The sequence below is a fragment of the Brevibacterium sanguinis genome (genome assembly GCF_003315415.1).
Lineage (GTDB): Bacteria > Actinomycetota > Actinomycetes > Actinomycetales > Brevibacteriaceae > Brevibacterium > Brevibacterium celere_A.
The window spans coordinates 1-24,069 of sequence record NZ_QNSB01000006.1 but is presented as its reverse complement, the minus strand read 5'-3'; the positions used below and the strand labels follow the sequence as shown (position 1 = coordinate 24,069).

General features: G+C 65.3%; 24 protein-coding genes and 1 pseudogene. 13 read left to right on the top strand and 12 right to left on the bottom strand.

Annotated elements, in window-relative coordinates; translation table 11 throughout:
• Positions 1 to 91: 91 nt before the first annotated feature.
• The 10 genes from DFO65_RS09980 to DFO65_RS09935 all read left to right on the top strand — a co-directional run bounded on the left by DFO65_RS09980 (position 92) and on the right by DFO65_RS09935 (position 9,017).
• The gene (locus DFO65_RS09980; protein WP_113904464.1) at positions 92 to 1,423 is read left to right on the top strand and encodes an Nramp family divalent metal transporter; all 1,332 of its coding nucleotides are present in this window, start codon (positions 92 to 94) and stop codon (positions 1,421 to 1,423) included.
• A gap of 67 nt (positions 1,424 to 1,490) precedes the next feature.
• Positions 1,491 to 1,940, top strand: a complete 450-nt coding sequence (locus DFO65_RS09975; RefSeq protein WP_147233322.1) for a hypothetical protein — start codon at positions 1,491 to 1,493, stop codon at positions 1,938 to 1,940.
• 144 nt (positions 1,941 to 2,084) lie between these two features.
• Positions 2,085 to 3,635, top strand: coding sequence for an amidase (locus tag DFO65_RS09970; protein WP_220151263.1), 1,551 nt, complete (start codon positions 2,085 to 2,087; stop codon positions 3,633 to 3,635).
• Between the two features lie 26 nt (positions 3,636 to 3,661).
• Positions 3,662 to 3,934: a hypothetical protein gene (locus DFO65_RS09965; RefSeq protein WP_113904287.1), complete on the top strand. Its 273-nt coding sequence runs from the start codon at positions 3,662 to 3,664 to the stop codon at positions 3,932 to 3,934.
• Positions 3,931 to 5,406: a sodium:solute symporter family protein gene (locus DFO65_RS09960; protein WP_113904286.1), complete on the top strand. Its 1,476-nt coding sequence runs from the start codon at positions 3,931 to 3,933 to the stop codon at positions 5,404 to 5,406. Before DFO65_RS09965 ends, DFO65_RS09960 begins: the two co-directional genes overlap by 4 nt.
• Before the next feature lie 4 nt (positions 5,407 to 5,410).
• Positions 5,411 to 6,358, top strand: coding sequence for an Lrp/AsnC family transcriptional regulator (locus tag DFO65_RS09955; protein WP_181778692.1), 948 nt, complete (start codon positions 5,411 to 5,413; stop codon positions 6,356 to 6,358).
• Between the two features lie 121 nt (positions 6,359 to 6,479).
• Positions 6,480 to 7,121, top strand: coding sequence for an isochorismatase family protein (locus tag DFO65_RS09950; protein ID WP_113904284.1), 642 nt, complete (start codon positions 6,480 to 6,482; stop codon positions 7,119 to 7,121).
• A gap of 27 nt (positions 7,122 to 7,148) precedes the next feature.
• Positions 7,149 to 7,565, top strand: a complete 417-nt coding sequence (locus DFO65_RS09945; RefSeq protein ID WP_181778691.1) for a MarR family winged helix-turn-helix transcriptional regulator — start codon at positions 7,149 to 7,151, stop codon at positions 7,563 to 7,565.
• 7 nt (positions 7,566 to 7,572) lie between these two features.
• Entirely contained in the window at positions 7,573 to 8,646 is a 1,074-nt protein-coding gene (locus tag DFO65_RS09940) for a pirin family protein (RefSeq protein WP_113904282.1), read from the top strand.
• Positions 8,643 to 9,017 (top strand): GNAT family N-acetyltransferase, encoded by a 375-nt coding sequence (locus DFO65_RS09935; protein WP_113904281.1) that lies wholly within the window; start codon positions 8,643 to 8,645, stop codon positions 9,015 to 9,017. The genes DFO65_RS09940 and DFO65_RS09935 overlap by 4 nt, the downstream gene beginning before the upstream one ends.
• A gap of 41 nt (positions 9,018 to 9,058) precedes the next feature.
• On the opposite strand, the gene DFO65_RS09930 is transcribed toward DFO65_RS09935, so the two are convergent.
• The 12 genes from DFO65_RS09930 to DFO65_RS09875 all read right to left on the bottom strand — a co-directional run bounded on the left by DFO65_RS09930 (position 9,059) and on the right by DFO65_RS09875 (position 21,268).
• Entirely contained in the window at positions 9,059 to 10,192 is a 1,134-nt protein-coding gene (locus DFO65_RS09930) for an AbiH family protein (protein WP_113904280.1), read from the bottom strand.
• Positions 10,193 to 10,252: 60 nt separating this feature from the next.
• Complete coding sequence (locus DFO65_RS09925) at positions 10,253 to 11,206, bottom strand: HNH endonuclease (RefSeq protein ID WP_245940603.1); 954 nt, start codon at positions 11,204 to 11,206, stop codon at positions 10,253 to 10,255.
• A complete protein-coding gene (locus DFO65_RS09920) occupies positions 11,203 to 11,631 on the bottom strand; it encodes a (deoxy)nucleoside triphosphate pyrophosphohydrolase (RefSeq protein WP_113904279.1) in 429 nt (142 codons plus the stop codon). The genes DFO65_RS09925 and DFO65_RS09920 overlap by 4 nt, the downstream gene beginning before the upstream one ends.
• 184 nt (positions 11,632 to 11,815) lie before the next feature.
• Positions 11,816 to 12,397: an APC family permease gene (locus DFO65_RS09915; protein ID WP_147233320.1), complete on the bottom strand. Its 582-nt coding sequence runs from the start codon at positions 12,395 to 12,397 to the stop codon at positions 11,816 to 11,818.
• 218 nt (positions 12,398 to 12,615) lie between these two features.
• Positions 12,616 to 12,834 carry a hypothetical protein gene (locus DFO65_RS09910; protein ID WP_113904277.1) on the bottom strand — a complete coding sequence of 73 codons (219 nt, stop codon included), beginning with the start codon at positions 12,832 to 12,834 and terminating at the stop codon, positions 12,616 to 12,618.
• Positions 12,835 to 13,018: 184 nt separating this feature from the next.
• Positions 13,019 to 14,425 (bottom strand): purine-cytosine permease family protein, encoded by a 1,407-nt coding sequence (locus DFO65_RS09905; protein ID WP_113904276.1) that lies wholly within the window; start codon positions 14,423 to 14,425, stop codon positions 13,019 to 13,021.
• A gap of 65 nt (positions 14,426 to 14,490) precedes the next feature.
• Positions 14,491 to 15,921 carry an aspartate aminotransferase family protein gene (locus tag DFO65_RS09900; protein ID WP_113904462.1) on the bottom strand — a complete coding sequence of 477 codons (1,431 nt, stop codon included), beginning with the start codon at positions 15,919 to 15,921 and terminating at the stop codon, positions 14,491 to 14,493.
• 26 nt (positions 15,922 to 15,947) lie between these two features.
• A complete protein-coding gene (locus tag DFO65_RS09895; RefSeq protein ID WP_113904275.1) occupies positions 15,948 to 17,450 on the bottom strand; it encodes an aldehyde dehydrogenase family protein in 1,503 nt (500 codons plus the stop codon).
• 71 nt (positions 17,451 to 17,521) lie between these two features.
• Positions 17,522 to 18,898, bottom strand: a complete 1,377-nt coding sequence (locus DFO65_RS09890) for an MFS transporter (RefSeq protein WP_113904274.1) — start codon at positions 18,896 to 18,898, stop codon at positions 17,522 to 17,524.
• An 83-nt stretch (positions 18,899 to 18,981) separates the two neighbouring features.
• Complete coding sequence (locus DFO65_RS09885; RefSeq protein WP_113904273.1) at positions 18,982 to 20,130, bottom strand: M20 family metallopeptidase; 1,149 nt, start codon at positions 20,128 to 20,130, stop codon at positions 18,982 to 18,984.
• Complete coding sequence (locus DFO65_RS09880; RefSeq protein WP_113904272.1) at positions 20,127 to 20,810, bottom strand: DUF1028 domain-containing protein; 684 nt, start codon at positions 20,808 to 20,810, stop codon at positions 20,127 to 20,129. The genes DFO65_RS09885 and DFO65_RS09880 overlap by 4 nt, the downstream gene beginning before the upstream one ends.
• Complete coding sequence (locus tag DFO65_RS09875) at positions 20,807 to 21,268, bottom strand: RidA family protein (RefSeq protein ID WP_113904271.1); 462 nt, start codon at positions 21,266 to 21,268, stop codon at positions 20,807 to 20,809. Before DFO65_RS09875 ends, DFO65_RS09880 begins: the two co-directional genes overlap by 4 nt.
• A 149-nt stretch (positions 21,269 to 21,417) precedes the next feature.
• On the opposite strand from DFO65_RS09875, the gene DFO65_RS09870 reads away from it, so the two are divergent.
• From DFO65_RS09870 to aspA, 3 genes and pseudogenes are all read left to right on the top strand, one after another.
• Positions 21,418 to 22,338: a LysR substrate-binding domain-containing protein gene (locus DFO65_RS09870; protein ID WP_113904270.1), complete on the top strand. Its 921-nt coding sequence runs from the start codon at positions 21,418 to 21,420 to the stop codon at positions 22,336 to 22,338.
• Positions 22,339 to 22,564: 226 nt separating this feature from the next.
• Positions 22,565 to 23,848 (top strand): flavin-containing monooxygenase, encoded by a 1,284-nt coding sequence (locus DFO65_RS09865; protein ID WP_113904269.1) that lies wholly within the window; start codon positions 22,565 to 22,567, stop codon positions 23,846 to 23,848.
• A 45-nt stretch (positions 23,849 to 23,893) separates the two neighbouring features.
• Positions 23,894 to 24,069, top strand: a pseudogene (gene aspA, locus DFO65_RS17290) (aspartate ammonia-lyase); the annotation flags it as partial.

Here is a 24,069-nt window from a genome sequence, read left to right as displayed (position 1 = left end):
CGGTGTCGGTCATGCTTGAGCCTGAAAGACAGTGGTCTTGTCGCCACGTCGTCCGCTGAATCCGCTCGACTCGAAAGCCATGGTGACCCGCATGTCCGCCCAGCCCGCGCCGCAACTGCACAGCCCTGATCTGCCGCATGGCGGAACAGGGCAGCGAGCGCCTCGCACGTTCGGCGGCCGGCTGCGGCTCATCGGTCCGGGCATCGTGCTCGCGCTCGCCAGTGTCGGCGCTTCGGACATGATCACCACGATGAACTCAGGCGCCGAATTCGGGCTCGGCCTGATCTGGGTGTTCACACTCGGCATCCTCCTCAAGTTCGTTCTGTCGGAGGCGGTGGCGCGGTTGCAGATGAGCGGCGACAAGTCGCTGCAGTCGCATCTGTCCGGCTTCGGAGGACGACTGTTCCCGACCCTGTTCCTCATCGCCGAGCTCTCGGTGGGGCTGTTCTTCGGTGCCGGAGTGGTCGCGGTGACGACGAACATCGTCCAGGCCATCTTCCCGGTCCTGCCGTTCTGGCCGACGGCCGTCGTGGTCCTGCTCTCGGTCGTGATCCTCGTCGGCGTGGGCCGCTACGGCCTGCTCGAGAAGGCGATGATGGGGTTCGGGATCCTCATGTTCTTCGGCATCATCGCCCTGGCGATCTCGATGCTGCAGGAGCCAGGTGCACAGGTGACGGCGGCCGAGACAACGGCACCGACATTCCCGCAGGGCTCGATCGTCACGGTGCTCTCGCTCATCGGCGGCGTCGGGGGAGCGACCGGAATCCTCGCCTACTCCTACTGGATCCGGGAGAAGAAGTGGCGCGATGCCGAGTGGAAATCCGTCGTCCGGCTGGACCTGTGGATCAGCTACGGACTCGTGTTCGTCTTCGCGGTCGCCATGACGGCCGTCGGCGCTTTCATGCTCTACGGTCAGGGCTTCACGATCGCCGACAACGATTCGCTCTTCACCATCGCGGATGCGCTCGTCGACAGGATCGGTGAGGTGGGACGGATCCTGTTCCTGCTCAGCTTCCTCGCCGTCGTCTACACCAGTGTCCTTGGCGGATTCTCCGGAATCGCCTACGTTACCGGCGACTGCATTCGCGTCCTGCGCCGCTACCCCCATCAGGACGAACCGGAGCACGAGATGTCGGCGAAGGCCGTCGAGTTCCGTGGGGCACTGGTCTACCTGAGCATCGCGACGCTTGCCATCATGGGTCTGGGCAAGCCCGTGACACTTGTGCTCATCTATGCCGCGATCAGCGCGTTCATCCTGCCGGTCCTCGCCCTCGCGCTGCTCGTGATCCTCAACCGATCAGCGATCCACGAGACACTGCGCAATCGTTGGCTGTCGAACGTCCTTCTCATCGTCTGCCTGGTGCTGTTCGGCTTCCTCGCCGCGCTCCAGGTGCAGGAGACTGTGACCGGGCTGCTGGGGTGACTCTGATTGCTGCTGTGCTGATCGGGGATTCGGGGCCGTCGACTCTCGGCGCGGTAGGGTGTGTCAAGTGAGTGGCAGTGCAGAACCCAAGCGCGCACCCCTGGTGTTCCGGGCGTTCGCCAACCGCAAGTCCACGAGCCTGACCGCAACGCTTGTTCTCGATCTCATTCTCACGGCTCTGTGGTTCTGGCCCCTGGTGTCCGAGCACTCATGGGCGCCGGTGAGCTTGGTAGGCCTGGATGGCTCGGAGTTCGCGGTGTGGTCGGGATTCGGCGTCCTCAACGCGCTGCTCTATCCGTTCGCACGCGAGATCTACTTCCGGTTGACAGGGTTCATTCCGCGAATCACGACCTGGGGAGGCGATTCTTCCTGGCAGGTCCTCAGTGTGATGCTGGTGATCCTCAAGCTCGCGGCCCTCATCTACACCTGGCTGCTCGCCGTTCCACTCGGTGCCATCGGCGGCGTCTATCTCGTCATCCAAGAACATGCGGGGCGGGGTTACCGAAGAGCTTCCTGATCCGTCCATATGGTTCAAACACGCACTATTGACGACGCGGATGGTTCATATGAGAACCTGATTCGATTGACCACCTCTGTCTATAACCTCATACTCGAAAAGTCGGTTCAATGACGAATTTTTGAGAGAGGTACTGGATCAGACGTGAACAATGTGCATGAGCTCGGGGCCAGAGCAATGGTCGAACTCACTCGATCCGGTGAGATCTCCGCAAGCGATCTCCTCGAGGCGCACCTTGAGCGCATCGACGCGCACAACGCCGATGTCAACGCCATCGTCGCCCTCGATGTCGAATCGGCGCGGGAACAGGCGAAGGCGCTCGACGCCCTGCCCGTCGAGCGCCGCGGTCGCCTTCACGGACTGCCCGTCGCGATCAAGGACACCGCGAACGCCGTCGGATTCCCCGCGACCTCTGGCCACCGGCACTTCGCCGACTTCCGCCCCGAGGCCGACGACCTCCACGTGGCTCGCATGCGCGCCGAGGGAGTCGTCATCATCGGCAAGACCAACGTCCCTGAGATGGCCGCCGGATCCCATTCCTTCAACAAGGTCTACGGCACCACGTACAACCCGCACGACCCCGCCCGCTCGGCCGGCGGGTCGAGCGGCGGCGCGGCGGCCGCACTCGCGGCGGGCTTCGTGCCGATCGCCGACGGCAGCGACATGGGCGGCTCCCTGCGCAACCCGGCGGCATTCTGCGGAGTCGTCGGCATGCGGCCGAGTCCCGGCGTCATCGTCGGCGCCGAACACCCGAACATGGGCGACCGCCTCGTCACCGTCGGACCGATGGCCCGAACCGTCGCCGACACCGCGCTGCTCCTCGACGTCATGGCCGGACCGACCGAGGCCCAGCCGCAGCACGTGCCGCTGGACTCCGCGGCGCTGCAGAACCTCGAACCCGCACGGCTCGAGGGAATGCGCGTCGCCTATGCCCCCGACCTCGACGGACGGGTTCCCGTCGACCCGGAGATCACCTCGGCGCTCGACGCCCTCGTCGCCCGTCTCGAATCCGCCGGGGCCACGATCGTCCGCTCGTGTCCCAACCTCGACGGAGCCGACGAGGCGTTCCGCACCCTGCGCGCCGCGGAGTTCCAGTCGACGATGGGCGAACTGCTGACCGCCGAGGAGGAGAACTTCAACGACTTCCTCGCCGACAACATCCGCCAGGGGGAGTCGCTCACCGCCCTCGACGTCATGCGCGCCCTGCAGACGACGACCCGCCTCTCCCGGGAGGCCGCGGACTTCTTCGCCGACGTCGACCTCGTGCTCGCGCCGACGACGCAGATCCTGCCCTTCCCCGCTGAGCAGACGTGGCCACGCGAGGTCGCCGGACAGCCGATGGGCGACTACCTCGAGTGGATGCGCTCGGCCTGGCTCTTCACCCCGCTCGGCCTGCCCGGCATCTCGATCCCGGCCGGATTCGCCGAGGCGGGGCTGCCGATCGGCGTCCAGCTCCTCGCCGGTCCCGGCAGGGACGTCGAGCTGCTCCAGTCCGCCGCCGCGATCGAGGCGCTCATCGACCTCGGATACGTCGACCCCTTCGCTCGGGACGCGAACCGAGACCGGGCCGCGAACCGAGACCAGGACACGAACCGAGACCAGCCCACGAACCAGAACCCGGCCATCGCGGACCTCGCGGTGACCTCCGACCCGACCCCCGCCTCGGCGGCCTCATCGATGGAGATGAACTCATGAACGAACCTACCCGACCGAAACGGACGGTGACTGCCACGCAGGTGATTATCGCCTGCATCCCGGCTCTCCTCATCATCTTCACGCCCGTGTTCCCCTTCGCGAATGAACCGGGACTCATCCTCGGCGTTCCGACGGTGATCGTGTGGATGGCCGCGCTGGTCGTCGCGATCGTCGCCATCCTCCAGATCATCGACCGCCAGATCACCGCCCGCGAGGACGCCCTCGAGGCGGAACGACGCGACGCTGACCGCACCGCCGCAACGGCCGGTGCCCACCACTCCGAGGGAGACCGCGCATGACCGTCACCGCACTCATCATCGTCGTCGGCATCCTCCTCATCGGGCTCATCGGCCTCTCCGGCCGGTCCCGGGAGAAGGGCATGTCCTCCTGGCTCGTCGCCGGTCGCGGCCTGCCCCGCTGGACCTCGTGGTTCCTCCAGGCCGGCGAATCGCTGACGACCTTCAGCTTCCTCGGCCTCGCGGGCATCGCCTTCACCGGGGGCGTGAGTGCGACGTTCGCCGTCGGCTACCTCTCCGCCTCGGCGATCGGCCTGTTCTTCGTCGCACCGCGCCTGCGCGATCTCGCCGCCTCACGGAACTACCTGACGATGGCGGACTTCTTCCTTGACCGGTTCGGGTCGCGCACGCTGTCCGTCGTCATCGCGATCGTCGGCGCCGTCTTCCTCATCCCGTACCTGCAGCTGCAGATCACCGGCCTGGGACTCATCGTCGAACTCGTCACCGGCTCGGCCGGGGCGAGCGGGCTGAGCATGGTGCTCGCCAGCCTCATCGTCGTCGTGTTCGTCATCGTCGCCGGCATCCGCGGCCTGGCCCGGGTGTCGATCGTCAAGGACGCGGGTATGCTCGTCGGCCTCGTCATCGTCGCTGTCGGCGTCATCACCGCGTTCAACGGGATCCCGGAGATCTTCGCCGAGGTGGCCGCCGCCAATGCGTCGATGCTCACCGTCAATGCCGACGGCTACGGTGCGATCTGGTGGATCTCCGGAGTGGCGATCACGACGATCGGCGCCGCGTTCAACACGATGCCCCACCTGTGGCCGCCGGTGCTCGCCGCCGGCAGCGCCCGCATCCTCCGCAGCAACCTCAAGTGGCTCGCCGTCTACCAGCTCCTCCTCTTCATCCCGATCGTCGTCGGCATGGGCGGGCTCGTCCTCCTCGACCCCGCGACCGAGGGCAACCGGGTCCTCCTCACGGTCGCCGGGCAGACCATGCCGTCGTGGCTCGTCGCGATCGTCGCCGTCTTCGGCGCCGCGGCGGCCATGGTGCCGGCCGGGTCGATCGTCATGGGGATCTCCTCGCTGATCTCGCACAACGTCCTCTACAAAGTGCCGGAGAAGCTGCGCTTCCGCCTCAACCACGCCATCATCGTTCTCGCCGTCGGCATCGCCCTGGTGTTCGGGCTCAAGGGTGCCGACATCGGCGCCCTGCTCCTCCTCACCTACGGCGGGCTGTCGCAGCTGGCGCCGGCGATCGCCTGTGGACTCGGTGACAAGGTCAAGGTCAGCGCGGTGTCGCTGGGCTCCGGCATTGTCGTCGGCACCCTCGTCGTCGCGATCATCACCTTCGCCGAACTCCCGATCGGCACCTGGGACTCCGGCTTCCTCGCCCTCATCCCCAACCTCGTCGTCTTCGCGCTCGTCGAGGTCATCGTGCGGATAACGCGCCGAGGCAGGGCCGGTGGATCGCGAACCCATGGGTCACGGTCCGGCGACTCGCGACCTGACGGGGAGGCGGCTGCCACTCTCGCCTGAGCGCATGACCGATACTGATGGGATGCATCTCGACGAGACCGACCTCCGGATCATCGGCGCCCTCCAGGTCGATGGTCGGGCGTCGTGGCGGACGATCGCGAAGGTGCTCGGCATCCCGTTGACCACGGTCGTCCGCCGCGGCAACGCCCTCCTCGAGGCCGGGATCGTCACGGTCACGGTGATGGGACTGGCCGAGCGCACCGCCATCATCGAGGTGACCACCGAGTCGGCTCAGGTCGACTCGGTGGCCCACGAGCTCGCCTCCCGCCCGGAGACGGTGTTCGTCTATGCGCTGAGCTCACCGACCCGCCTCGTCCTCGAGCAGTACCTCTCCCAGCGCGAGCTCGCCTACAGCGTGCTCGAGGACATCCCGTCGATCCCCGGCGTCCTCGACGTCACCGCCACCCCTGTCCTCGACTATCACAAGACCCTCACCCAGTGGATGCCGGACCTCATCACGGCCGACGAGGCGGCCCGGCTCAATCCGCAGCACTCGAGCATCAACGCGCTGCGGGGGCACGCCGACGACGGCGACCGCGCGATGCTCGAGGCGCTGGCCGCCGACGGCCGGACCGGCACCGCGCAGCTGGCCGAGGTCACCGGCTACAGCACGACGACCGTGCGCAAACGCCTGGAGCGCCTGCTCACCCGCATCGCCGAGGTGCGCGCCGTCGTCAGTGCGGAGAACCTGGGTCTGAGCGCGGAGGCGTTCCTGTGGGTGTCGACGTCTCCGGGCAGGGCCGCCGAGGTGGCCGATGCGATCGCGTCGAACCCCTTCACGAAGTACGTGGTGACGGTGCTCGGGGAGCATCAGATCGTCGCCGACGTCGCGATGGCCGACTACGAGAAGTTCCGCGAGTTCCTCGCCGACGAGAAGTGGGCGGGTTCCGTGCGAGGGGTCCGGGCGTCGACGGTGCTGCGGACCTACAAGAGCGGCGGGGTGGTGGCTTGAGTCCTCCGGATGAGGCACGCGAACCGATGCGCAGGGTCTGGACAAGCGAGCACACGAGTGGGATTGTTGTGTGTGCAACAAAATACGCAATCGAATCACCACGATCTCGAGGAGTTGCACCATGCCGAAAGTGAATCCCGAACCGATTCGCACGCCCGAATCCGACCACCTGCTCACTCCGCAGAACTGCGCGCTCGCGCTCATCGACTTCCAGCCGGAGCAGTACGCGACGGTGACCTCGGCGAGCAAGGAGCGGATCAACCTCAACGTCAAGGTCCTCGCCCAAGCGGCGGCGAAGTACGAGGTGCCCGTCGTCCTCTCCACCGTCGGCGTCGACATGGGCGTCAACCAGGGAACCGAGGAGGAGATCAAGGCCGAACTGCCCGGAGTTCCCGAGATCGACCGGACGGGAGTCAACGCCTGGGAGGACCCGGACTTCCAGCAGGCCATCCGGGACACCGGTCGGCGGAAGATCGTCATCGCGGGTCTGTGGACGGAAGTCTGCCTCACCTACCCGACCCTCGACATGCTCGCCGAAGGCTTCGACGTCTATCCCGTGGCCGATGCGGTCGGCGGGATCAGTCCGGAGTCGCACCAGTGGGCGATGGAGCGGATGATCGCGGCCGGAGCCTCACCCGTCACGGCTCTTGCCTTCGCGGGCGAGCTCCTGCGCAACTGGGCCCGGCCCGACTCCGACAAGGTGCGCGAGATCATGAAGTGGTACTTCCCCGCCAAAGCGGAACTCGACAAGGCCGGCAAGTAGTCGATGCCCTCATCCTCGTGCGGACCGGTGGCGGTCTGGCGCCAGATGCTCGAGACGCACGCCGACCTCGTCGACAGTCTCGAAAGCCGATTCAAGGCGGAGCACGGCCTGACCGCCACCGAGTTCGATGTGCTCATCAACATCCCGCAGGATTCGCCCATCCGGCAGCGGGATCTCCTGCGGTGCATCGTGCTCAGCCGCAGTGCGCTCAGCCGCCTGCTGCGCCGATTGGAGGACCGCGGCCTGGTCGTCCAGACCGCGGATTCCGAGGATCAGCGCGGGGTGCGCGTCTCGCTCACGGACGCCGGCCGGCGGCTGCGGCGCGAATCCGCCCGCACCAACGCCGAGGTGGTGCGCACCGCGTTCGAGGGTCTGTCCGCGAACGACCTCACCGCACTGTCCGCTCTCATCGAGCAGATCCGCCCCACCGCAGGGAAGGCATGATGGTCTCATGAGCAATGTCGAAACCGATCCGGACCAGGTGCTCTGCCGCGCCGAGGATCAGCATGAAGGGCTGTCCCGCCGCAGCGACCGGGCACCGGTGGAGATCCTCACGGCGAGGAGCGTGCCCCTGGGCGGCCCGCGGGCGATGAACGTGCGCCGCACCCTGCCGCAGAGGCAGCGCTCCCTCATCGGACCGTGGTGCTTCGTCGACCACTACGGTCCCGACGACGTGTCCCGGTCGGGCGGAATGGACGTCGCCCCGCACCCGCATACCGGTCTGCAGACCGTCAGCTGGCTCTTCGACGGAGCTATCCAGCACATCGACTCTGGCGGAAATGCCGGGCTCGTCCTCCCGACCGAGGTCAACCTGATGACGGCAGGCCGGGGAATCTGCCACTCCGAGGTCTCCACGGCGGACACGAAGGTCCTGCATGGAGTGCAGCTGTGGCTGGCACTGCCCGATGCCGTCCGCCACGAGGAGGGACGGAAGTTCGAGCACCACGCCCCCGAACCTGTCGGATTCGACGGCGGAGAGCTCATCGTCTTCCTCGGTGAGCTCTGGGGAACCCGGTCACCCGTGAGCACGTATTCGCCGCTCGTCGGTGCCGAGATCCGGCTCAGACCCGGAGCGAGCGTCGACCTGCCCGTCGACGAGCGGTTCGAGCACGGCGTCCTCGTCGACGCCGGCGACGTCGCCGTCGAGGACGTGGATCTGCCCGTCAACGCCCTCGGCTACACCGGGGTCGGTCTCAGCGAGCTCCGGATCAGCAACCGCGCGGAGGCGGACGCCAGGGTGATCGTCCTCGGAGGATTTCCCTTCGACGAGGAGATCGTCATGTGGTGGAACTTCGTCGGCCGCAACCATGAGGAGATCAGTCGGTACCGCCAGGAATGGCAGGACGAGAGCGACCGATTCGGCGAGGTCATCGGGTACGTCGGCACGGGAGGGCCTGGCAGGAACGCCTCCGGGCTGAGCCGCTTGCCGGCCCCCGAGCTGCCCGAGGTCCGCATCCGCGCGCGGAGGAATCCACCACCCCATGCCCAGAACACCACACCCACAACCAAGGAGAACGACCGATGACCGACGCACTCACCGACTCCACCGGTGCCGAAGTGACCGTGGAACTCGACGAGGCGAACTCGTCCTACGCGATCAAGCTCGGTTCGGGCGAGGTCGCCGGCCGCGCCCACTTCGTCCCCGGACCCGATCCCGAGACCGAGCGGATCTTCTATCACACGGTCGTCGACAAGCAGTACGGCGGCCGTGGCCTGTCGAAGATCCTCGTCGCCGAAGCGATGGCCGATTCGCGAGAGCGCGGGTACACGGTCGTGCCCGTGTGTCCGCTGTTCAGCAAGTGGGTGCAGGAGCACGGCGACGACTACGTGGCCGAGGGCGGCAAGTTCCGGAACGCTACGGGCGCGGATCTGGAGGCGGTGGAGAAGCGGTCCTAGACAGGAGTGAGGTTCTTGACTCGAGCATCCGCACACAGGTTCTAAGTTCGAGACCTGGATGTATTAAGCCAGATGCGCTCTACGCTGTCATCGTATATCACGACGTGAATTCTGTTCATAAGGCCGTGAGATGTGGAGTGAGTATTTGTCTTGGCGACCTTCAAAAACTTCTCTCGAATCTCGTCTTCTGAGGGCTGTACCCCGTTTGCTCTGCTCCACCAGTAGATTATCATCTCACTGTTGTTATTGTTGGACATAGCTGTGAATATATTGCGCCACCACCAGCCGTCCGTTTCGCCTAGGGAACATCCAAACAGTATGAAAAGATCAGTATCATGAATAAGGTGCGCGTAACGAGTGTCACTTTGTGCCCAGAATGGTTTTTGGAGCTTCTTCTTAGGGTTAGCTCCATTGCTCCTACCTTCCGCGTCGATTCCGAAGAGGAGCGACCTTGGTATGCCTTGATAGCCGTGTGGATGGACAATATCTGTCAGCACATAACTGGACCATTTGGTCTCGGCGTTGCCCCAGCCCGATAGCTTGTTTGCAGGATTGGGATAGAACTGAAAGTTCCTGTCAGCATACTTGAAGGGATGCGGGTCGAATTGTTCCTGGTCCAAGTAGACGTATCCGTCTAGTAGAGGGGTGTAATTGAAGTTTATAAATAGAAAGTTGTAGAGATCATAGTGACCAGTTCTCGATGGGAACTTGAAGGATGAGTGCGTAGAGTTCCTGTCGACATCTTCTACAAATCTAGAAAGCGCGTTGACGCTCCAGCTGAACTCCATGGCGTCATTGCCGAGTTGGTCGAGCAAATTGCTAGAAGCAACCTGATTGAGGAAGCTTGAGAACTCGCGCTGAACGTCTCTCAGTGACGAATACACATCATCAGGGTGAAGGGAGCCTCTCCCGAGCAACTTTTCTATCGCGGCCTCTAGATCGCTCCAGTCATCTTTACCCTGGCGCCGAAGGTCCTCCATTTCTGCTAGGAGGTGATTTCCGACGTCGAACTGCCGGAATTTCAAATAGTGGTAGAAAGTCTCGTACCTAGTGTCCCATGGTTGCTTATACTCCCGCATTACTTGTATATCGAATCCGTTGCCGACGAGCGCCATGATGTTGTGTTGCTGGCGCAGATCCGCGAACTCTGATTTCGTGTAAACTCTGTAACCCAACTCATCCTCCCTGTCGAAGAGTGCTCGAAGTCGTCCCAGTCAAAGGTCATTCCGTTCCAGTCAATTCCGTACGCCGCGGTTCGAGGCCTCGTCAACTGAGATCGATTGAAAGTGTTCGTACTTCTCCTCGAGGAGGTCTTTTCGAGGTCGCTCCCGTTTGTTCCTGGGAATAGTCATCAAGCTACTGCCGTGAAGTTCTTGGAGCCCATGCCGTAACATCGGGCCATCGATCTCTTCGAGTAGGTCGTGCCTGATCTCTATGACGCAATCCGGTCGAATTCCGAGAAAGTAGCGGTCGAATGCCGCATGGTGTATTTTGCACATTGCTAGGCCGTTCACAACCGAGGCTATCCCGTTAGTTTCTCTGTCATCGACGATATGAGCTGCATCGAGTAGTTGTGGATGGGCGAGGTTGCAGACTGCGCACCGGTTTTTATAAGCCATCAGTACGGTCGATCGAAACACTGGTTGATGTACTCGTGTCTTAGCGAGTCGGTGAATATATTTGCGAGCTGCAACTTCTAGAGCCGAGTATTCGCTCAGGTCCGGCAGGTCTTCTTCGTCCACAGTGGCTAGCACGAATTGTTGCCGTTCGGATTCTTCCCCAACTATGTAAACAGGTGCAATGACCTGAAAGCGTGCAGGAGCCATGGCGACGCCCCAGAACCAGATGAGCGGTAGGCGACGGCGCATAGCCTCACGCAGGCCTCGGTTCTCGGGAAAGTTCGGGTCGGAGCCCCTCCACTTGTACCGGAAAAGTCCGTCCTCACCGATCTCATCTTCATAAGGGCGTTCCTGACCGGGGCTGCGAAATACAGTCTGAATGGAGAGCGCAGCTTCGAAGCCGCTGGGTTTGCGGATCCCCTGCTGCGTCGACTGCAACTTGAACTGCTCGCCGTTAAATCTGAAGTCCTTGATGTCTTCTCGAGTGAGAGGTTCTCTTCCGTCGTCAGTTCTCATCTTCAACCAGCCGATGGCGGCTTCTCGTAAACCCTGGGGCTCACCGTAGATCACTTGTGCTCCCTCCGATTCGGTGCGCTGATTGTCTGAGCATCTTGTAGAGCCGACACGGTAGGAAGGTCGGCTGCGGCCCAGTCGAGAGCGGATAGCTCGTCGATCGAGCACCAGCGCAACTTGTCGTGATCAGAGCTGACCGTAGGCGATTCGCTGGTCTCTACCCAATAGCAAGCCAGGTCAATCGTTCGTCCATGTGATTTCGACACCTCACGGGTTAGGAGATTGCCGACCGAAACTCGGCCGAGGCCGAGTTCCTCCGCAAGTTCACGGCGCAACGCAGATTCCGGAGTCTCGCCAAGTTCGATCTTGCCTCCGGGGAACTCCCATTTGCCGCCTTCGGCCTTGTCGGGGCGTCGTCGACAGGCGAGGATCTGACCATCGCGATGAAAGACTGCACCGACAACCTGGAGTGTTCGACTCATGACTACAGATTAAGCCACGATTGCACCCCGCATATTTTGAATCGGCCACTAATTGTGACCGAGCTTTCCAGTAGGTGAGCTTATCCAATTGTTGATCGGCGGTTCGCACTTCCTAGCTCGTTTCGGCAGACGAGGGGCATCGGGAAGTTCGCAATTTTCAACGATGCCCCGCTGTCAGCCTGATTCACCCCACACCCACCTCCGCGGATGCCGCACCATCCGCCGAGGTAGGGGTCCGCAGCTTCCGCCCGAACACATAGCCCAGTACCCCGATCGCGACGATCACCGCGAGGGTTATCAGGGTGAAGACTGAGAAGGTCAGCTGGCTGACGCCCCAGATGTCGACGAACGGGTACTCCGTGCCGAAGACGGCCTCGAGCGTGCCGGGGAAGACCGCGACGAACGTGCCCAAGGCGATCCAGAGGAAGCAAACCGTGCCCATCGGCTTCCCAACGGTATTGTTTACAGGCACCCGGAAGGGACGGTGGACGTTCGGGTACTTCGAACGTAGACGGACGGCGGCGGGGATCGCGAAGAGGTAGCTCATGAGGAACGTCGAGATGCAAATGGTGGGCACTACCTGGAAGATGCCCTCGTTCTCCCCACCGACGAACATCATGGCCGCGAGCATGAACAGGGTGGACACGACTCTGGACATCAGGTTCACCCGCACAGGGGTGCCGAGTCCCGGGTGGATCCGACCGAAGAACCCTCCGAAGTAGGCGCCGGCGGCGGCCATGTACTGCATCCGGTCGCTAATGATCATCCATGCCCCGCCCTAGGGCATGAGGATGAAGACGAACGCGACGGCTGAGATCTGCAGCATCACCTCGGCGCCGGCACCGAAGACGGTGTACACCTCGGCGATCGCCTCGAACAGTCCGCTGATCCCCTGGATCTGATCGACAGGGACTACGAGGAGGATCGCGAGGACCGGCAGGAGGTAGGCGGCTGCAGCGATGCACGCGGACCGGGCGATGGAGATCAGGACATCACGGCCGGATTCTTCATCTCCCCGGCGGCGCTTTTGCCGGATTCGAAGCCTAGGAGCGAGAGTAGCAGCAGCGGGGTCAGCTCGAGGAAGCCGGTGGCCTTCGGGGCGAAGTAGCTGGCATTAAGTCCCTGGAACCCGTTCTGGACACCGTACATGCCAGTGGCGATGAGGAAGAAGGTGAGGAACGGGACCTTGAGGATCGCTCCCAAGGTTGGCAGCCACTTTCCGTGCTTGAGGCTTTCGATCGCGTTGGAGACTCCCTGGGGGAGTAAACAGCCCACACGGACCCGCCGACTGGGACGTCCGAAACGGACCCCCGCTACACGTCAACCCACGACAAACGGCCCTACCAGTAGTTGATGGGACCGTTCGCGTCGGTGCGTTTCGGTCAGCTCAGACCCCGCCCAACTCGACCACCCGCTCCGGTGCCTTCCTCCGAGCCCGTACGAGCACCAGATACACGACCGCCGTGACGACGAACCCGACGAGCCATGCGATGTCGATGAACTGCAGCGGCTTGGCCAGGGGCCCCGTGAAGAGCGGGGTGATCATGAACGGCACCTGAGCGAGCAGACCGATTCCATAGCTGGACAGGCCGACGACATTCCACTTCCCATACCGACCGCCATCGGGAGCGAAGAGGTCATCGAGGTCGTAGTGGCCCTTCTGGACGATGAAGTAGTCCGCCAGGTTGATGGCCGACCACGGGATGAGGACGTAGAGCAGCAGGGTGAGGAAGCTTTCGAACATCGTCATGAAGTCGCCCTGGCCGAGCACCGCGATCAGTGTGGCGACGCCGCCACTGATGATGGTCGTCCACACCCGCTTGGCCGGGGTGATCGTCGACCTGAAGTTCGACTGCATCACCGTCAGTGCATTCATCACCGCCGAGTAGAGCTCGACGCCGTTGATGAGGGCCGAACTGACGGCGAAGACGATGAGCACGATCATGCCGATCGGTCCCAGGTACTCTCCAAGGGCGGCCAGCGGATTGTCGGGGTTCGCCGCGCCCAGCAGCACGCCCAGGGACATGACGAACACGGAGCTGAGGACGAGGCCGAGGTAGGTGCTCCAGAACGCCGTCTTCGGGCCCGTCGACTTCGGCAGGTAGCGCGAGTAGTCGGAGACGTACGGAGCGTAGGCGAGCTGCCACACGATGCCGATCGCCAGCATCGCGAAGAATCCCTCGAACGTGAAGGCGGCCTCGGAGCGCTGGCTGGTCACCTCCGGCTCGAGGGCGAACAGGACCATCGACACGGTCACGGCCAGGCCGATGAAGATCGAGAGCCACGTCATCGTCTTCTGCAGCAGGTCATAGCCGAAGACGCAGAGCCCGATTCCGATCACCGCGAACAGCACGATCGCCATGGTGCCGTCGAAGTCGGGGAAGACCACGAGCAGTGAGTCCTTGGCGACGATGAGGATGCTCGAGAAGAACCCCATGAACATGATGAAGGCGATGATCGCGAACAGACTGGCGCCGAGGTACCCGAACTGGGCCCTGGCCTGGAGCATCTGAGGCACGCCGAGGTGAGGACCTTGGGAGGCGTGCAGAGCCGAGCCGAAGGCCCCGATGACGTTTCCGGCGAGGATCGCGACGATGCTCCAGAGGATCGGCAGCCCGTAGGCCCCGCTGGCGACGGCCCCCGTGATGACGGTCAGCGGCATCATGTTGAGGCTGACCCAGATGGCGAAGAGCGACCAGTTGGTCCCGGTGCGCTCGTTGTCCGGGATCGGCAGCACGTGCTGCTGTTCGAAGCGCACGAATGTCTTCGAATTGGTGTCGGTGATGTCGGACATGAGTTCTCTCCTTTGAGCTGCTCTCGTCCCGGGGCGCCGCGGTGGCGCCCCGGGTGGTGTCGCGATCAGATCCCGGCGCGCTCGATGGCGAGGGTGAACGCCCGGTCGAGAAGCTCGGTGAGCTCGTCGATGTCGGCAGCCGTCATCACCAGCGGCGGCGAGACCTGGACGAGGGGATTGCCCTCCGCGTCGATGGCGACACGGCAGATGAGACCCACCTCGGCGAGGGCCGGGTTGAGGTAGGAGCCGACGAACTCGGCGGCACCGACCGTCTCATGCGTCCACGACTTCGCCTCCTTGTCGGTGACGAGCTCGAAGGTGCGGTGGAAGCCGTCCCCGCGCAGGTCACCGACGATGCTCGTGTGCTTCTCGGCCAGGCCGGCAAGCTTCTCGCCGAGGTAGGGGCTGAGCTCGGCGACGTTCTCGACCACGCCCTCTCGCTCCATGATCTCGAGGTTCTTCACCGCCGCGGCACACGCGACGGGGTGGCCGCCGTAGGTCAGGGCGTGGTTGAACATCCCGACCGGCCCGTCGAGGACGGTCTCGATGATCCGGTCGCTGGCGATGACTCCGCCGAGCGGCATGTACGCCGAGGCGATGCCCTTGGCGAAGGTGATCATGTCCGGCTGGAAGCCGTAGTGGTCGGAGCCGAACCACGAGCCCAGGCGCCCGTAGCCGGTGATGACCTCGTCGGCGATCATGAGGATCCCGTACTTGTCGCACAGCTCCCGCACGCCCTGGAAGTAGCCCGCCGGCGGGGTCAGGCTGCCGCCGGCATTCTGCAGCGGCTCCATGATGATCGCCGCGATCGTGTCCGAGCCCTCCTGGACGATGAGGGACTCGAGCTCGCCGAGGAGGAACTGGGTGAACTCCATCTCCGTCTCGGCCTCGGGACGGCGGTAACGCTTCGTGTTGTGGGTGTGGCGCACGCCGTTCATCAGCGGCTCGAACATCTTGCGCACATCGGTCATCCCGTTGAGCGACATCGCCCCGAAGCTCGTGCCATGATAGGCGACGCGACGGGCGAGGAACTTGTAGCGCGAGCTCTCCCCGCGGGTGATGTGATACTGGCGGGCGAGCTTGATCGCCGCCTCGTTCGACTCGCCGCCACCGGAGGCGAAGAACACCCGGTTGAGGTCACCGGGGGCGAGCTCGGCGATCTTCTGCGCGAGCTTCGCCGCCGGGGGATGGGCGACCGACCACGTCGTCTGGTAGGGCAGGGCCGCCATCTGCTCGCGAACCGCGTCGCCCACCTCGGCGCCATGGGTGTACCCGAGCTGGACGCAGAAGAGTCCGGCCAGCCCGTCGAAGAACCGGGTGCCGTTCTCGTCGTAGACCGAGCAGTGCTCGCCGCGGACGAAGATGGGAAGCTCGGCGTCGCGGTACTTCGCGGCCGGGGTGAAGTTCATGACGAGGTGGCGCTTGGCGATCTCGGAGAGGTTCTCCTGCGAGCTCGCGCTCGTCTCCGCGGCAGCGGCGGTGTTGTCGATTGTCATCATCTGTCCTTTCGAGGGGAGGAGCCTCAGCCCCACTGCATCCAGGTGGTCTTGAGATCGGTGTAGTTCTCGAGCGCGTGCACCGACAGGTCGCGGCCGAAGCCCGACTGCTTGAACCCACCGAAGGGGGTGGTGAAGCCGAGGGCGTCGACGGTGTTGACGGACACGGTCCCGGCGACGAGGCGGGAGGAGACCCGGTGGGCGCGGGCAAGGCTGCCGGTCCACAGGGACGCGGCCAGACCGTAGGGGGTCTCGTTCGCCCGGGCGATCGCCTCCTCCTCGGTGTCGAAGGGGGTGACGAGGGCGACGGGCCCGAAGATCTCGTGCTCGTGGAGCCGGTGGTCGGCGGGCAGCCCGGTGACGATCGTCGGTTCGATGAACGCCCGCGAGCCGTTGATGTCGGGACGGTTGCCGCCCTTGACGATCGTGCCGTCGGCGCGGGCCTCCTCGACGCACTCCCACACCTGGTCGGCGTGCTTCTCCGACACGAGGGAGCCGATCGCGCTCATTGGATCGAGCGGGTCGCCGGGCTGGAAGCCGTCCGCCGCCTGCTGGAGCAGTCCGAGGAACTCCTCGTAGACGGAGCGCTCGACGAAGATCCGTGAGTTCGCCGAGCACACCTCGCCCTGGTTGTAGAACGCGCCGAAGGCCGCTTTGCTCGCGGCGGCGGCCAGGTCGTCGCAGTCGGCGAAGACGAGGTTCGAACTCTTGCCGCCCGCCTCGAGGGCGAGTCGCTTCATGTTCGACCGGCCCGCGTACTGCTGGAGCTGCTTGGCCACCTCGGTGGAGCCGGTGAAGGCGAGCATGTCGACGTCCATGTGCAGGGCCAGGGCCTTGCCGGCCACGGACCCGCGCCCGGGGACGACGTTGAGGATGCCGGCGGGGATGCCGGCCTCGACGGCGAGCTCGGCGAGCAGCAGCGCCGAATGCGAGGCCTCGACAGGAGGCTTGACGACGACCGCATTGCCGGCGGCCAGGGCCGGGGCGATCTTCCACGTCGCGATCTCCAGCGGGTAGTTCCACGCGACGATGACGCCGATGACCCCGAGAGGCTCGCGCGTGACGAGCGCCGTCGACCCGGCCGGGGTCACCGGGATCTCATCGCTGAGCTTCTCGATCGCCTCGCCGTAGAAGCGGTAGAGCGCGGCGGAGCCGGGAGCGTCGATGGTCGAGGACTCGCCGATCGGCTTGCCCATGTCGAGGGTGTCGAGGAGCGCGAACTCGTCCGAGCGAGCCTCGATGAGATCGGCGAGCCGCAGCAGCGCCACCCGTCGGTCGGCCGGGGAGATCCGCGACCACGCACCGGACTCGTACGCCCGGCGCGCGCTCGCGACCGCGGCATCGATGTCGGCATCCTCGCCGAGGTGGAGCTGGGAGATGGTCTCGCCGGTGGCCGGGTTCGTCTTCGGGTGGGTCGCGCCCGAGAGCGCGTCGACGCGTCGGCCGTCGATGACGGGACGCCCGTCGATGGTCAGTGCGGCGGCCTTCGCGCGCCAGTCCTCAAGAGTGGTGGGTCGTGTCTCGGTCATCGGTGGTTCTCCTTGGAAACGGGGAAGTCGGGCGGTTGGGGGTGGCCGGCTGTGGCGTGTCGGCGGGCCGCTCAGGCTCCGGCCGGGCTGTTCGGTGCTCCATCGTTCGGAGCTCCGGTTCCCCGGGCGGCCTCGCGGTCCTCGTCCTTGAGCAGGTCGATGCCGCGGGTCTCGGGGATCGAGGCCACTGTGGCGATGCCGACGACACCGACGACGGCGAGGAAGAACCCGGGGCTGAGGATGTTCCCGGTCGTGTCGATGAGCCAGGTCAGGGCGTAGGGAGCGGTGCCGGCGAAGAGCGCAGCGGTCACCGCGTAGGCGATCGACAGCCCGGTCTGGCGGGTCCTCGTCGGGAACAGCTCGACGACGGTCACGGCATGGGTGCCGAGGATGATCGCGAGGATGAACGCCAGGCCGAAGGTCGAGACGAACGAAGCCCACTCGGTGTCGACCTTCATGAGCATGAACAGCGGGACGGAGAGCACGGTCAGGGCGATCGCCGCCGTCATGAGGACGGGTTTGCGCCCGACCCTGTCCGAGAGGATCCCGGCGAGGGGGACGATGATGAGTCCCAGCGCCGAGGCGAGCGTCGACAGCAGCGCGGCCCGACCGGGATCGATGCCGAGGTTCGTCTCCTGATAGGTGAGGAGGTAGACGAGCACCACGTAGAACGTGACGTTCATGAAGATCTCCATGCCGCAGGTCTGGATGAATTCCTTGGGGTTGCGGCGGAAGACCTCGCGCACCGGTGACGGGGAGACCGTGTCCATCTCCTGCAGCGCCTCGAACTCGGGAGTGTCCTCGATCCTGCGGCGGATGTAGAGTCCGATGAGTCCCAGCGGCACGGTGATGAGGAACGGGATCCTCCACCCTCCGGCGAGGACCTGCTCCGGGGTCATCGCCTGATTGAGGAGGTAGACGGCGAAGGAAGCGAGGAGGAACCCGAGCAGGGACCCGAACTCGAGCCAGCTGCAGCCGAACCCGCGCCGCTTCGGCGGGGAGAACTCGCCGAGGAAGGCCGCCGCGCTGCCGAACTCGCCGCCGGCCGCCAGTCCCTGGACGATGCGGGTGACGATGAGGAGGATGGGCGCGAGGACGCCGATGGTGCTGTAGGTCGGCAGGATGCCGAGCACCAGGGTCGCGACGGCCATCGCGAGGATGACGAGGGACAGGGTGTGCTTGCGGCCGATCCGATCGCCGAGGCGGCCGAAGATGATCGCGCCCACAGGGCGGACGAGGAAGGACACCGCGAACACGGCGAAGGTCGCGAGCAGCCCGGCGGTGGCGTCGGACTCGGGGAAGAACACCGCGGCGATCGTCGTCGCCATGTACGCGTAGACGGCCCAGTCGAACCAGTGGACGAGAACGCCGATGGATCCGGCGACCACGCTCTTCTGCAGGCCCTTCTTGTAGGTCCGGTCATTCATGTCGGGGTGTTCACCGGTCATGTCGCGAATTCCTCCTTTGGAATCGTGGTGCGGGTCGGCCGGAACGTCGGCTCTGTGCGCCGAGGTGGTGGCCGCGGGTCGGCTCAGTCCGCGGTGGCGCGGTGTCGTCGGCAGCTGACGTCCGCGGCGGTCCAGGCCAGTGCGGTGGCGCCGTCGAGCAGGGTCTGCTCGGCCCGGGGGCCGACGCAGGATTCGGCGAAGGCGGCCTGGTGGTTGCTCGCCTCTCCGCCGACGCCGATGTAGGGGTGGATGGCGTCGACGATCTGGGACACGTTGCCCATGTCCGTCGAGGCGCGGTTCATCGTCGCGGCCGCCGGGTCGACGTCGAAGCTCCGCCCCAGAGCCAGGGCGTTGGCGCGGTAGAGGTCGAGGGCCTCGTCATCGGTGCGCATCTCCGCGTACCTCTTGCTCTCCGGCGTGATCGACAGGCTCGCGCCCGTGGCGAGGGCCCCGGCCTCGAAGCAGTTGATGACGCGCTGCTCGAGCTCGATGAGCTCCTCGGTGGTCTCGGCCCGCACGTACCAGCGTCCCTCGGTCTTCTCCGGGATCGCGTTGGGAGCCTCTCCGCCATTGGTCATCACACCGTGGACGCGGACGGTCTTCGGCAGCTGCTGGCGGAGGAGGCCGAGGGCGACCTGGGCGATGAGGAACGCGTCGTTGGCGTTGACTCCCCGCTCCGGATAGGCGGCGGCGTGGGCTGCCCGGCCGGTGTACTCGACGTGCCAGTGGGTGACGGCGAAGGGCTCGGCCTCGGCGACGTCGACAGGCGCGGGGTGGGCCATGAGTGCAAAGTCGAGCTCTGTGAACGCGCCGCGCTCGAGGAGCTCGATCTTCCCGCCGCCGCCCTCCTCGGCGGGGGTGCCGATGACCTCGACCGTGAGGCCGAGCTCTTCGGCGACGGTGGCCAGGCCGATGGCACCGCCGGCGCTCATCGCGGAGATGAGGTTGTGCCCGCAGGCGTGGCCGAGCCCGGGCAGGGCGTCGTATTCGGCAAGGAACCCGATGGTGAAGTCGCCGCTGCCGAAGGTGGCCCGGAAGGCGGTCGGCAGATCCAGGTAGGGCTGCTCGACCGCGAATCCGGCCTCGGCCAGGACGGCGGCCACGGCCGCGGAGGACCGATGCTCCTGCCACCCGAGCTCCGGATAGTCGTGAAGCGCATTCGACAGCTGCACGAGAGCGGGACCCGCCTCGGCGATCCTGGCGGAGATGCGGTCCTTGACGGGGTCGGTCATCGGTCGTCCCCGGGGACTCCGTAGGACGGTGAGGCGGCCGGATCGAGGCCGCGGGTGATGTAGTCGTCGCGCTGCGGCAGCCAGATGTCGAGGAGGCGGCCGAGCTCGCCGATGGGGTCCTCATCGGCCCAGTCGACGCGGAGGTCGGTGACGCGCCAGCCGGCGTCGCCGACGACGGCGAGTCCGGCGGAGTGCACGGGTCCGGCCTCGCCGCCGGCGGCCATCGCGGCGGTGAAGCCGGCGAAGAGGCGCTCCTCGATCCGGCCGGTGGCGCTGAGCGCCGATTCGACGAAGGCGTCGAGGACCTCGAGGTTGGCGAGCATGTTGCCCCCGGCCACGGCGTTCTTCTCACTCCGGGCGCCGAAGATCCCGAGCGCCTGCGCCCCCGAATGCACGGCCGTGTCGCCGTGGGCGTCGATGACGAGGAGCTGACGGTAGTCGATCGCCGTGGGATCGGCCTGGGCGACGACGGAGTCGAGGGCGTCCTGGGCGGACTTCCCGGCCGTCATCTCGGCGACGATCGCCGCGCCGAGGCGGGGGTCGGTGACGTTCTGCGAGTTCGCCCCTCCGACGCCGTCGGCGAGGTTGAGGCAGCGGGCGGCGACGGCGGGCGAGGAGGAGGAGATCGCCGCGCCGAACTCGCCGGTGTCGGGGTCGTGGAGGAGGAGGGAGAAGGTCATCGGGTCACCTCGGCGTCGGTGCCGGTCGCCGCGGCGGAGCGGTCGCTGATGACGGCGGTGGCGTCGATCTCGACCAGCCATTCGGGGCGCGCCAGCGCCTGGACGACGATGCCGGTGGATACGGGGTAGACGCCCTTGAGCCACTTGCCCATCGTCCGGTAGACGTCCTCGCGGTAGCGGGGGTCGATGATGTAGACGGTGACCTTGACGATGTCGGCGAGGCTGCTGCCGGCCTCCTCGAGGAGCATCTTGATGTTGGCCATGGCCTTCTCGGTCTGGGCTGTGACGTCGCCGATGCCCACCGATTCGCGGGTGTCGAGGTCCTGGCCGATCTGTCCGCGCAGGTAGACGACCCCGTTCGCGACGACTGCCTGGCACAGGTCGTTGTCGAGGTTCTGCTCGGGGTAGGTCTCCTTGGTGTTGAACATCCTCAGTCGTGTGTGCGTCGGCTCAGCCATGTGCGTCTCCTCGTCAAGTGATCTGGGACTCAGTCCGTCCCTCGCTTCCATTCTGGGAACCTTTGGTTCATCTGGGAAATAGTTATAAGTTAGGCAGATCATCTAAGAATCAGATTCCAGGGGTCGATTCTCGAGGCGAAGGAGCCGTCATGGTGCACCGATTCCCGATCACGCTCACCCAGCTGTCGTACTTCGTCGAGTGCGCGAAGACGCTCAACATGACGGCCGCGAGCCAGGAGCTCCATATCGCGCAGTCGGCGGTGTCGACGGCGATCAACCAGCTGGAGAAGTCACTGGGGGCGCCGCTGTTCATCCGTCAGCACTCGAAGGGGCTCGTTCTCACCCCGGCCGGGGAGGAGCTGCTCCAGGAGACCCGCCAGATCTTCGGCCTCATCACCGACGCGGTCGAATCGATCCAGGCCGGGCAGAAGGAGGTCCGGGGGACGATCGTCCTCGCCTGCTTCAAGACCCTCGCCCCGTTCCTCCTGCCGCAGCTGCTCGGGCGCCTGCAGGAGAGGTACCCGGAACTCACGGTCGACGTGTTCGAGGGCGATCACGAGGAGGCGATGGGCGCTCTGCGCAGCGGCCGGGCGGAGATCGCGCTCAACTACGACCTCACGGACGCCGAGGGCATCGACAGCGAGGTCGTCGGCGAGGTCCGGCCCCACATCATCGTCGACACCGACCACAGGCTGGCCAGGCGGAAGAAGGTGGCGCTGTCCGAGCTCGCCGAGGATCCCTTCGTCCTGCTCGACCTGCCCGACAGTCGCGAGTACTTCCTCACCATCCTCCGGCAGGCCGGGATCACGCCGCGGGTCAAATACCGCAGCGCCAGCTACGAGACCGTGCGGTCGATGGTCGCGACCGGGCTCGGGTTCTCGATCCTCAACCAGCGTCCCCGGATCAGCCAGACCTACACGGGGGCGCGGACCGCGATCCTTGAGATCTCCGATCCCGCCCCGAGCCTCCACGTCGCCGTGTCCGCGCTCAGTCGCAGCTCGCAGACCGGGAAGGCGCGGGCGGTGACGGAGGTGGTGCGGGAGGTCCTCGCCGAGGCGGCCGCGCGGTAGAGGCGTGAGTCGGAGTCGTCGTTCGGTTCGCTTCTGCTTCGCCGGACGCTAGATGCCCCCAAGCGATCGAACTGCGTCCTGTTCATCTACTCAGGTGATGTACTTGACCGTCAACAACTATTGGCCAGGCCGCTCCTCGCTGCGGTTTGCTTGAAGAGAGCGGGAACCGACCCGCTGCACAGGCAAAGAAGCAAGTGCCGCGCTCGCGGACAGAGGAAGGGTGCCCATGTCGCAGAAGGATGCAGAAGTCGTCATCATCGGTGGTGGCCAGGCCGGAATCGCCATGAGCGAGCACCTCGAGGACCGCGGAGTTCCGCACGTCGTCCTCGAGAAGGACCGCGTCGCCGAGGCGTGGCGGACGAAACGCTGGGACTCCCTCGTCGCGAACGGCCCCGCCTGGCACGACAAGTTCCCCACTCAGGACTTCGAGCACACGCATCCCGATGCCTTTGCGACGAAGGACGAGGTCGCCGAGTACTTCCAGACCCTGGTCGAGCGCAAGGGCCTGCCCGTGCGCACCGGGGTCACCGTCACCTCGGTGGCGGCGCGGAGCGGTGCCTGCGGGTTCCGCGTCACTACCGACGCCGGCATCATCGATGCCGACTACGTCGTCTCCGCGACCGGTCCATTCCAGACACCGAAGGTTCCCAATATCATCCCCGCCGAGGCGGGACTGACGCAGATCCACTCGAGCTCCTACAGGAATCCTGAGCAGCTCGACGACGGTGGAGTCCTCGTCGTCGGAGCAGGATCCTCGGGAGTGCAGATCGCCGCCGAGATCCAGAAGTCCGGGCGACCGGTTCACCTTGCCGTCGGACCGCACGATCGGCCTCCGCGGGCGTATCGCAACCGGGACTTCTGCTGGTGGCTCGGCGTCCTCGGACTCTGGGACCTCGCCACCCCACCGGCTGGAGCCGAACACGTCACGATTGCCGTCAGCGGTGCCGACGGTGGGCACACCGTGGACTTCCGCGACCTCGCTGCATCGGGAATCACCTTGCTCGGCCGCGCCAACGCCTACTCCGAGGGGAAGCTGCTCCTCGGATCGGACCTCAGGGACAATATCGCCCGTGGTGACGAGAACTATCTGTCCCTACTGCGCTCGGCAGACGAATACATCGAGCGCAACGGCCTCGACCTGCCGCCGGAGCCTGAAGCCCATCGACTCGGACCCGATCCCGAGTGCGTGAGCAATCCGATCCTCGAACTCGATCTCGCCGAGGCGGGCATCACCACCGTGATCTGGGCGACCGGCTTCGGTGTCGACTACTCCTGGTTGGAGGTCGACGGCGTCCTCGACGGACGCGGCTACCCGATCCAGCAGCGTGGCGTGACCCCGGTTCCGGGCATGTACTTCCTCGGCCTGCCCTGGCTGTCCCGCCGCGGCTCCAGCTTCATCTGGGGAGTCTGGCACGACGCCAAGTACCTGGCCGACCAGATCGAGATCCAGCGGATGTACCGCGACTACGCGCCGGAACAGGCCGATCTTCTCGGAGCAGCGGTCTCTTGACCGTCGGCCCCATGGGGCGGGAGAACGTGAGAGGCTGAAGACACCATGACTGAACAGAAGCGGCCCGCACCTGACCCCATCGCGATTCCGGCCTCCTCGGCGCCGCCGGGGGAACAGACGACACTCACGCGCACCGAGACCGATTCGATCGGAAGCCTGGAGATCCCGGCGTCCGCCTACTGGGGCGTTCACACCGCCCGGGCGAACGAGAACTTCCCGAT

Excerpts from the sequence above, each read along its gene's own strand:
- DFO65_RS09980 (WP_113904464.1), top strand. The coding sequence starts at position 92 with ATGTCCGCCCAGCCCGCGCCGCAACTGCACAGCCCTGATCTGCCGCAT.
- DFO65_RS09960 (WP_113904286.1), top strand. The coding sequence starts at position 3,931 with ATGACCGTCACCGCACTCATCATCGTCGTCGGCATCCTCCTCATCGGG.
- DFO65_RS09955 (WP_181778692.1), top strand. The coding sequence starts at position 5,411 with ATGACCGATACTGATGGGATGCATCTCGACGAGACCGACCTCCGGATC.
- DFO65_RS09950 (WP_113904284.1), top strand. The coding sequence starts at position 6,480 with ATGCCGAAAGTGAATCCCGAACCGATTCGCACGCCCGAATCCGACCAC.
- DFO65_RS09940 (WP_113904282.1), top strand. The coding sequence starts at position 7,573 with ATGAGCAATGTCGAAACCGATCCGGACCAGGTGCTCTGCCGCGCCGAG.
- DFO65_RS09935 (WP_113904281.1), top strand. The coding sequence starts at position 8,643 with ATGACCGACGCACTCACCGACTCCACCGGTGCCGAAGTGACCGTGGAA.
- DFO65_RS09920 (WP_113904279.1), bottom strand. The coding sequence starts at position 11,631 with ATGAGTCGAACACTCCAGGTTGTCGGTGCAGTCTTTCATCGCGATGGT.
- DFO65_RS09915 (WP_147233320.1), bottom strand. The coding sequence starts at position 12,397 with ATGATCATTAGCGACCGGATGCAGTACATGGCCGCCGCCGGCGCCTAC.
- DFO65_RS09905 (WP_113904276.1), bottom strand. The coding sequence starts at position 14,425 with ATGTCCGACATCACCGACACCAATTCGAAGACATTCGTGCGCTTCGAA.
- DFO65_RS09900 (WP_113904462.1), bottom strand. The coding sequence starts at position 15,921 with ATGACAATCGACAACACCGCCGCTGCCGCGGAGACGAGCGCGAGCTCG.
- DFO65_RS09895 (WP_113904275.1), bottom strand. The coding sequence starts at position 17,450 with ATGACCGAGACACGACCCACCACTCTTGAGGACTGGCGCGCGAAGGCC.
- DFO65_RS09890 (WP_113904274.1), bottom strand. The coding sequence starts at position 18,898 with ATGACCGGTGAACACCCCGACATGAATGACCGGACCTACAAGAAGGGC.
- DFO65_RS09885 (WP_113904273.1), bottom strand. The coding sequence starts at position 20,130 with ATGACCGACCCCGTCAAGGACCGCATCTCCGCCAGGATCGCCGAGGCG.
- DFO65_RS09880 (WP_113904272.1), bottom strand. The coding sequence starts at position 20,810 with ATGACCTTCTCCCTCCTCCTCCACGACCCCGACACCGGCGAGTTCGGC.
- DFO65_RS09875 (WP_113904271.1), bottom strand. The coding sequence starts at position 21,268 with ATGGCTGAGCCGACGCACACACGACTGAGGATGTTCAACACCAAGGAG.
- DFO65_RS09870 (WP_113904270.1), top strand. The coding sequence starts at position 21,418 with ATGGTGCACCGATTCCCGATCACGCTCACCCAGCTGTCGTACTTCGTC.
- DFO65_RS09865 (WP_113904269.1), top strand. The coding sequence starts at position 22,565 with ATGTCGCAGAAGGATGCAGAAGTCGTCATCATCGGTGGTGGCCAGGCC.